We start from the raw sequence: 8,631 nt of genomic DNA, 5'->3' as shown, positions 1-8,631 counted from the left end.
CCGGTGCAATTCATGCCCCGGCTAACCCTTGCTCCGATCGTCTATCAACCGATGTCTACTTGACAGGGGTGCTTACGGAATCAACAGGCAGCCGTAGGCCTTCAACATGTAGGAAGCGGCCCGTCGCCAACGGCGGCTCCGGTCGAGAGGCACCGTCGTTTGCCAGCCATATCCTGCCTGCATGACCAATACCGAACCAGGTGGACGTCGTGTACCGGGCAGCCGCCTCGATTCGCCAGTAGTGGGCACAGGCTTCATTCGGCGAAGGAAGCCGAGTCACTCTGAACTTGACACTCGAAATCGGACCTCCAGAGGAAGAATCCGACTGGGGGCCACGCCAGTGCTTGCATATCGAAAATTCTCGATTTCCAAACTGGATGACGTAAATCCCAAGTTAGATGAATTTCGACATGAACTTCGACAACAATCGGTGTCGAATAGCACTGAGTTTGGAACCGCACATCTTTAAAAATCAACGACTTACAAAAAATCCATCATTGAGATTGGAATCGATCTGTCATTGAGTCTGGAATTTTGCGGAAAAAATGTCGTTGAGTTTGGAATTGTTCAGGGAAGGCATCAAATGCTTCGCGGAGTTCGCCGGAGACCTGCCATCTTTCCTCTGACGGAAAACGATAGCGGAAGGGAGCGGACGTACGCGTTTGCTGGCCAACCGATAAAATCATTCGGTAAGTCTGGTCCCCCGGTCGGAGGCGCCCATGCCAAAACGTCATCAACTCCAAGTCGAAATTTCGCCGGAGCTTCACACCCTCTTGGAGCTCTCAGCCGAATTGAAGGGTCAAACGTTAGAAGAATTTGTCATCGAGTCGCTAAGACTAGCGTCGGAAGCTGAGGTGCCGCCGGAAGACGTGATTCATCTATCAAAAGTGGCTCAAGAGGCATTCGCTGAGGCAACGCTGAACCCGCCCTCTCCAAACGCAGCTATGAAGCGAGCCATCTCACGCCACAAGAAGCTCTTTGAATAGCTATGGTAATCCCCCCATAGAAGCATCGATGTAGTCGGGCGGTTCTCGAAAACTGTTCTCGCTTAATGAAGCGCGAAACGGCGAATTTCTAGAAGGTTAAGCGGTCCTGACCTCGTTGAGCAGCTCGGGGTGACGATCCAGCAGCTTAAGCAGCTTGACCAAGGCCAGCGGCGGCTTGGTCTTGCCGTTTTCGTAGCGCGAGAACGCATTGATGCCACCGCCGAAGATTTCGGCTGCCTCGCGTTGCCCGAGATCGAGCTTCTTGCGCACGCTGACGATGAAGCCAGGATCAACGATGGCCGCGTTCACCTGCTTGTTGAACGCCTGCATTTCGTACATGACGCGCTCAGTTTCGGTCATATCGGTGATGGACTCATCACACGCGGGGCAAAAGTCAGCCGTCACTGCAGGAATCACAGTGGTTTCGCCCTTGTAGCTGTAGGGCAGGTCGCGGGTGTCATGGATCAGTACCGCCGCGCCGCAAACAGGACATTTCATGTTCATAGCTCCTTGAAGGACTGACGTCCTCCCCCCGAGTGGACAGTCTCAGACTAGAGAAACCGACGGCATGGGTGATGCCAGATCATCGAAAAATCTTTCCCAACTTTCCGCTCTTGGTGAGCACTCCGGATCGGCGCAACGCAAGCAACGTTTCTTCTATTCCAATGTCATAAGGATTCCCAATCGGAACCTGAATCTCTAGAACCTTAATCCGGGCAGGCAATGCAGGTTTGCCCTCGGACGAAGCATGCTGGCGAACGCGGGAATAGCGCGCCAAAGTCCTCGTAAGCGGTTTTGCAGCAGCATTCTTCTCCATGATTCCAGCCCGATAGTCGCTTGATTGGTACCGTTCTAATAGTACTTAACGCGCGGAGCACGTGATCAGTTTGTTCAAAAAAGTGTGTTCGCGAATGCTCATACGTCGTCCCATGCTTCGAGATCGGCATATCCCGCACGATAGCTTGACACTGAAGACTCCGAGAAGTGGCGCTCCTGTCTCGCATCTTGGTTCATCAACGCCAACGGCCAGAGGAATCGCTGTTTGAGCGCGATCTCGCATATCTTGCCGATATCTCCCTTCCAGATCCTGCGCCCCCTAGTGTTACCGCGCGATGCTGCGACGTCGAAGCCGGTAGATGTCGTACGTCGATCCAACATGTGCTGAATGTTCCACCGAATATCATCGAAGAGCCTCGGATCCACCCTTCCCATTTCCTTGAGTCGCCAAGGATCTCCGCTCGCACCCGCCGCCAACAGACTTGGAAGAAGAGCGAGGGGCAGTCTCTCTGGCATCTGTCCAACCGAAAATGAACCTCGAATTATTGCGGCAGTCACGGCCCGCTGCAGGTCAAGGACTTCTTGAGTGCTTTCGAGCGGCAACTCATTTGGGGGAGCTTCGCGTAAGTCCGCTCCGCAGATGGCGCACGAAAGAAAGGGAGCCGCTGATCTCCATGGGGCAACCGTGGTCAAAGGATAATTCGTCAAACATGCCCAGCAACGATTAAGCATTGGACAGCTATGAGAAGGACAAATCACCCAGTACCGCATTCGCCATTCGAAGCGAAGATAGGGTATCTCGTCCCCTGCGATGCATCTAGCACAAAATGAGCTGTGAGCGGTTCCCGTCTCGCTGCGCAGGAGGAGGCGTCGCAGCCATTTTTCGCGACGAAATGCGTCGAACCTCGAAACAAACTCGCGCAGGGCATGTGGCGAGACATTCGTTCCATATGCGATTCGCGTCGCATAGTGGCGCCCTACTCGAACATCCAAGTCCCCGATCGCGCCAAGCCCGACGGCACCCAGGATCTGTGCAACGGAGGCGCCATGCAAGCACGACAGTCTGGCCAGCCAAGATGAACAAGACTCATCATCTAGCGGCGTTGGCACTTGGCATAGTGTTGGTCGAGAATCGTCCATCCTCATCCTCATCTAGAAGCTCAAGCTGCTGCCAACGCTGGTGTGCGAACCACCGAACCGCACTGGGATCAGAGCATCCCAGCAAAGACCAGAGAATCCGAAGATCACCCTGCGTCGCGCCGCCGAGTAGCTCTTCGATGTTCCACGAGGGGTTCCAGACCGTGTCGCCTTCAGGGTTCGCCGCTACCAAGCTCATGATTTTTTTCATCGCCCGCAACGCTACGTGGTACGCCTCTTCACTTGATAGAAGTCTGGTCAGCTTTCCAGGCACGAGATCTTTCCCGTCCGGCGATGCGCAAATTCCTAGCGTCCTCACCAATCGCAAAAGTGTGTCGAGACTAAGTTCGCTGATCGCTCCGAACCGTCGATCCGGGACAGTTCGTGTGCGGCCAAACAAGTCATCAGCAATTAAAGTCGACAGCTCAATGACGTGCTCGTCAGCGACGCATATCGGCAACGCCCGAAGATCGGCGCCACACGAACACTGATAGAGGCTCGGTCGTCTCCAGAGGATGGGCCGTCCACAATTGCAGAGGTCAATCAAACGGCAACGATGCTTCGGGCAAGCACAATACAGAACGACTTCCCATGCCGCTTTCGCGCGCCCTCCGTGTTCCGCAAGACATTGGACACAGACCTGCGGCCGCGTGTGCCGTAGCTGATAGCAACGGCTGAAATCGTTCCCCATGAATGCGGCACGTGTCCTTCCTTTGCGCGAGTACGTTCTGGGAATCGCGCGCGACACCCGACTCAACTGGGCGCCAAAAACGTATGACAGGTAAGGGGCGGCGCTCGCGGGTAGGTAGGTATGTCCCAGTGACGCCGTAGCCCGAGCGAGATCTGAGAACTGCAGCCCGTTTAGGCTCAGCATACGTAGGGCGTATCCGTTCCCGGATTCGTCCTCGCCGATCTCGTCTTGGAGCGGCAAAGGTTGACCTAAATGCTGATCAAAGAGAAGCAAACGGATTCTCCTCTGCCGTGTGCACGCCAGTCTGGTACTCATATGCCAGGCTCATCCGTGTGGGCGTCATGACCTGCTCTTTTTCATCCACCGCCAGCATCACGGCCTGAACTAGCAACCCTTTCAGCAGTCGTGGTGACCCAGAAGTTGCCGCAAACATCGCGCTCGGAAATGTCCGATAAATCGGAGACAGATCGACAACCTTGCAAGACTCCGAGAAGCCCCTCAAAAATCCGAGCCACTCAGGCCCCAATCGAAACGGAGGCAATTTGATATGCGTGGGAATGCGAGACGTCAACTGCGGATCGATGGTGTCCAACCTGTCCATCATCTCCGTTCCTAACAATGCCACTGGCACGCGGGTCGCGTTGATCAGGCGTTTGAGCCAGTCAATCATATGCGTGGCCACTTTGGTTCCGGACGCCAGATACACATGCTGAAATTCGTCTAGGACAATGATCCTCACGCCTCTCGACTTGATGCAGTTCACGAGAACTTGATTTACGTCGCTGTTGTTGGCACGCGCCTTAGAGGTTGCCGGGAGGTCAGGGCTTGTCATTGCGTACTTGAATTTACTTAGCAACTCCCCTTGAATGTGAGAGACGGACGGATCCTCTTTGAGACTACCCGCTATTAGTGGAACGTTTCCGTGGCTTCCGTGTTCTTGACCCAGCACGTCGGCCAAATGCTCCATCAACAAAGTCTTGCCAGACCCCGATGAGGCAGAAATCCTGACTCCTGCAAACACTCCCGTCTGTGCTCCGATCTGGATGGCATTTCGGACATAGTCGAGGACTCGAACAAAGTTGGAGTGGGGAACGATGATCCCCGCGATTTCGCGGCCTGCCCGAAGAGCACTTTCGCTATAGGTCGTCACGGTTCTCTCCCAAGTTGAACCCGTTAGAGTTAAACGGTTGGAAGTTAGGAATGTCATCAGCCTTAAACGACAGTTCTTCGTCGGCGACGAGTTTTGAGGCGCGTTCGGGAGCAGGCCTCGTGGTCAGGGCCAGACTGGCGCGAGGCTTAAGTGAGGACAACCCCTGCAATTGAGCAAACTTCTTCATGTCCCGAATCAAACGCTTTCCACGCGACACGGCGTTGTCCACCATTTCAGCAAATTCTTGCTGAGCCCGTTGCCACTCTTCGTAGCGTCCCATACGTCGCAGCTTGTCTTTCGTGAGCGACCGAATGATTTCGTGTTGCTTAAGCGTAAGTCCGTCTGCGTACTCAGGAACCATGCATGGAACTCGAAGCCAGCCTAGAGTCTCGGGGTTTCTCACCCAAATGCTGCCCAGATCGTTTGGGTCATATTTGATGAGAGTCTTGAATCGCGGAGATCGCTGTGCGCGCGTAAGTTCAGCCAGCTCCGGACTTCGATAGTGGAGGTAATTCATCTCCACGCCATGATGCGCGACAGTCAGTTCCCTTTGCAGCCCTGTCAGCAAGTCCAACGAATCAAGCCCTGTGACAAAGGTAGGGGGTGGCATATTTTCCATGCCCTCCCTCAGACGATCGATAGGCGGAGTAAGCGAGCGTTCCGAGATTTGAAATGGGTACAGGTCAACGGCCCATCGGACCAAGCAGGAACAAAGTTCGGAGAACATCACACACGCTGTGATACGGGGATCCTCTCGATCAATCAGATCGCGCGCCTTTGGAGGGCAACCTTCCCTGGGAAGATCCGTCATCATCGTCCCCAAGCTCCGCTCCACGTTCGGCTTGAACCATGGCTTTCTGACCGCCGAATACTCCAGATCGCACCCCAGCGCCCAAGCGATCCTTCTCAACTGCGGCGATTGGAATGCTAAGCCGTTGTCTACGACTAACGTCTCAAAAATTCCGGGCGTTAGCCATTCGTTTCTCGCCATGGCTGCGGTCGTCAAGTCATCTTTCGGACGGAGGGCCAGGCGCAAACTTTGACATACGCGTCCGAGAGACTCGCCTTCAAAGCTCAAATAAAGTGCGAGGATGTACTTGGTGTACGTGTCAATGATTACCGTGACCGTAGGGCGGCCAAGAGGGATGCCTCGTTGGTCATCGATAACGTAAAGATCGAGCTCGGTGTGGTCCATCTCCACACGCTCAAGCGGCCGTGTGGCATAAATCCCTCCTGTCGCCTGCCGCCATTTATGCGCGGTGGCCGCCGGCCCCTTGCGTTTTCGATCAATTTCGGACTGATCACGGCTTTTCAAGAGTCTGTGAAAAGTAGACAGACTCACAACTTGAACACTATCCTCTCCGCCAGCCTCTCGCGCTTGGCGTGCCACATTTGAGTACCGTACATAGGTTGCGGCCAAGCTCTTACCTCGCAATACAAGGTAATGGCGATCTATGGCGTCCTGTGCCAACCGGGTATCTGCTTCGTCCAGTCGTTGAGGCGTCTGGCGTACCGTGTTTCCAGACATCAGGCTCATGACGTTCCTTCCCGACGCGATGAAAGCCTTCAGCCATCGCATGAGGGTCGAAGCCGACGGGCCCTTCTCAACACCAAATCTGGCATTGAGCTTGGGTAGGATTTTTTCGATCTCCCGCCGAGATCCTGCGCTCACCCCCATGCGAAGCGCAGCGCGCACGTAGTTTTCGCGCCCCTCAATTGTCGCTGCCTGCTTATCAGTGAGCTCTCCAACCAAAAGGGGCATTTCCTTTACTACGGCAGGCTGTTGAGCGGGCGAAAGCGTAGGAACAACACCTGTCGTGCTTATGACCAAGATACGCCCCTCATCAATCTGACGAATAAGAGCTTTTGCCTTGAAAGTTGAAATCGCGCGCGTATGGATGTCTTCGAACTGGACTCGGTTGCCACCTAAATCGCGGACGAATGTCAGTTGCCGCGCACCCTTCTGAACTATTAAGCCAACTTGCAGGGAGTAAGTTTTCATGGCGGTTCGGTACGTTCAGGGAGAGGCCTTCGAGCGACGGCTCAACAACAAGCCGCCTTATGCCGACCAGATGCCTTAGAAGTTCGACTGAGCACACACCTGCAGTCTCCAGCTCGCCAAGTGCACTAGGTAGCCCATGCGCTACTACGCGCGACATGGCCTTCTCTACCACCTGCGGAGAGTGGTGAGAGCGAGCATATCGAAGGAACACGGAGGCTCGGACGTGCCGATCTTGATGATGGATAAGGTCATCAGTCGCGATCAGGAACTGGAAGCCATGCGATTTAAGGATGGTGCCGGCGGCATTGAGCGCCTGTCGGTGGCGCTCCAAGTGCACAGAAGGCTTGACCTCCACAAACATCGTTGGGGAGGCATCAAAGTCCAACCTGAAATCAGGCGTGTACTTAGGGAAACCAGGCAGGTCGACAAAGGGTTGAGACTGTATCCGCGTCAAACCTGGGCAAAGCAGGGCGATCCGGGCAAAACTCAGTTCGAGAAGGCTTTCATACTCTAAGTAGTCCTCTTGGAACCAAGAGCAGGCAATGAATCCGACCCGCCTATGCGGTGATCGATTGAACACCTTCCTGCCGCGCTTGTGCAGCATGATGGCTTCCTCCGCAGGCAACAGTTCTACCCGGCGAGCCGCGGCTCGCCGAGAAAACACTTGACGGGGTTGTGCTCCGGAAGGAAACTTGACGTGTGAGCGCTGAGGTTTCCGAACCAAAGCACGCGCCGGTCAATCGAAAGGTTGATCGGCGTTTTTCGTTCTACATGGGAGTTCCCCTCAAGAGTGCTACAACGTGTTCGGACGAACAATCGGTCTCTTCAGAGTCATGCGGCGGAGTGCCGTGCACCTTTAGAAACTTGTGAACCACGTCCCTAAGGTCGTGATAGACCTCCTCTGGGCGGTGGCCATTGTCTGTCCCCACTATTTCTGCCGCCAGTATCGTCGCTGCTGACTTGCAATCGACGGACTCGATTTCCTTAAGCGTCCTCTCCCTCGCCGCCGTCCTCATCAGCAACTGTGTCTCTTCTGCGGTTAGCTGAAGGGCGGAGCAGATACGGCCAAGAAGCTCCCTTCGCGGGGGTTCTCTCCGACCTTTCTCAATTTGAGTTAGATAGGCTGGCGTCACACCGACAAGTTGTGCCAGGTGCTTGGTCCTCAAGCCGTGTGTGGCCCTAATTAGGCTCAGCTGCAGTCCAAATGCCCGGGTCATGGACGTCTCTCTAAAAAAGGAGCTGCACGTGCTCGCGCTCGAAGCCAAATCTACTCCAACAGGACGTTCCGGGCAATAGGAAATTTCCTTACCAATCAATCACTTAGCGGATTAAATTAATACATCCCTGCATTTGATAAGAGCCCCTCTGTGTGCAGGGCTATCAGGGGCTGCCCAGTTCCAAAGCGGGGTGTGCACAAGACACACAGGGCCCTTCCGTGGGCCTTTTTCGGGCCGCACAGCCCAATGGAAATCCCGAGGCAGGTTGTTCCGTCACCGAAGCGACGAGCAAGGCGAGTTAAAACTCGGCTTGAACAATCCTGACCGGGATCGCGCAGCTATGGGCCAGGTTTTTGGCAGCACCAATCGAAGGGCACTGTCTCCCGTCTAGGGGCGATCAACGCCTACGACACATCGGCGTTGCCTAAGCTTGGCACGGCGGGCTGCAGAGTCGGTCAAGCGGAGGGCGTAAGACATGAAGAACCGGCACACTCGTGGCATCCCGGCGTCACCTTTCTTCTATAGGCTCACCGAGTGCGTGAGGCGATTAGCGCTCGCCGTACTCGATGAGGCGCTCACTGACGTTGACGTACCGTAAGCGCCTGGCGAACACATATTGAGCGCGTGCGTTGTCCTCGATAGTGTCCACCACTTTTAGGTGGACACCATGT

At 54.9% G+C, this 8,631-nt stretch carries 8 protein-coding genes and 1 pseudogene; 2 read left to right on the top strand and 7 right to left on the bottom strand.

Translation table 11 applies throughout. The features are described from left to right. The first annotated feature begins 719 nt into the window (after positions 1 to 719). Positions 720 to 986 carry a type II toxin-antitoxin system TacA family antitoxin gene (locus WBR68_RS30750; RefSeq protein WP_083447263.1) on the top strand — a complete coding sequence of 89 codons (267 nt, stop codon included), beginning with the start codon at positions 720 to 722 and terminating at the stop codon, positions 984 to 986. A 96-nt stretch (positions 987 to 1,082) separates the two neighbouring features. Here WBR68_RS30750 and WBR68_RS30745 read toward each other — a convergent pair whose 3' ends face one another. The 6 genes and pseudogenes from WBR68_RS30745 to WBR68_RS30730 form a co-directional block, all read right to left on the bottom strand. Further along, a complete protein-coding gene (locus tag WBR68_RS30745) occupies positions 1,083 to 1,484 on the bottom strand; it encodes a type II toxin-antitoxin system MqsA family antitoxin (RefSeq protein ID WP_050445547.1) in 402 nt (133 codons plus the stop codon). A 417-nt stretch (positions 1,485 to 1,901) separates the two neighbouring features. Then, on the bottom strand, positions 1,902 to 2,903 hold the full coding sequence (locus WBR68_RS31570; RefSeq protein WP_198158131.1) for a TniQ family protein: 1,002 nt from the start codon (positions 2,901 to 2,903) through the stop codon (positions 1,902 to 1,904). Then, on the bottom strand, positions 2,854 to 3,174 hold the full coding sequence (locus tag WBR68_RS30740) for a hypothetical protein (RefSeq protein WP_230696178.1): 321 nt from the start codon (positions 3,172 to 3,174) through the stop codon (positions 2,854 to 2,856). The genes WBR68_RS31570 and WBR68_RS30740 overlap by 50 nt, the downstream gene beginning before the upstream one ends. Before the next feature lie 282 nt (positions 3,175 to 3,456). Next, positions 3,457 to 3,906 (bottom strand): annotated as a pseudogene (locus tag WBR68_RS31565) (TniQ family protein); the annotation flags it as partial. Continuing rightward, a complete protein-coding gene (locus WBR68_RS30735) occupies positions 3,851 to 4,741 on the bottom strand; it encodes a TniB family NTP-binding protein (RefSeq protein ID WP_198158133.1) in 891 nt (296 codons plus the stop codon). The pseudogene WBR68_RS31565 and the gene WBR68_RS30735, both read right to left, overlap by 56 nt. Next, positions 4,728 to 6,743 (bottom strand): Mu transposase C-terminal domain-containing protein, encoded by a 2,016-nt coding sequence (locus WBR68_RS30730; protein ID WP_050445551.1) that lies wholly within the window; start codon positions 6,741 to 6,743, stop codon positions 4,728 to 4,730. The genes WBR68_RS30735 and WBR68_RS30730 overlap by 14 nt, the downstream gene beginning before the upstream one ends. 223 nt (positions 6,744 to 6,966) lie before the next feature. On the opposite strand from WBR68_RS30730, the gene WBR68_RS30725 reads away from it, so the two are divergent. Next, positions 6,967 to 7,257 (top strand): hypothetical protein, encoded by a 291-nt coding sequence (locus WBR68_RS30725; protein ID WP_157055337.1) that lies wholly within the window; start codon positions 6,967 to 6,969, stop codon positions 7,255 to 7,257. Positions 7,258 to 7,510: 253 nt separating this feature from the next. On the opposite strand, the gene WBR68_RS31560 is transcribed toward WBR68_RS30725, so the two are convergent. Continuing rightward, a complete protein-coding gene (locus tag WBR68_RS31560) occupies positions 7,511 to 7,960 on the bottom strand; it encodes a helix-turn-helix transcriptional regulator (protein WP_157055338.1) in 450 nt (149 codons plus the stop codon). Positions 7,961 to 8,631: the final 671 nt, after the last annotated feature.

The organism is Achromobacter sp. JD-1 (genome assembly GCF_038594925.1).
GTDB classification, from domain to species: Bacteria; Pseudomonadota; Gammaproteobacteria; order Burkholderiales; family Burkholderiaceae_B; genus Achromobacter; species Achromobacter spanius_C.
This window is presented reverse-complemented; position numbering and strand designations above follow the sequence as displayed.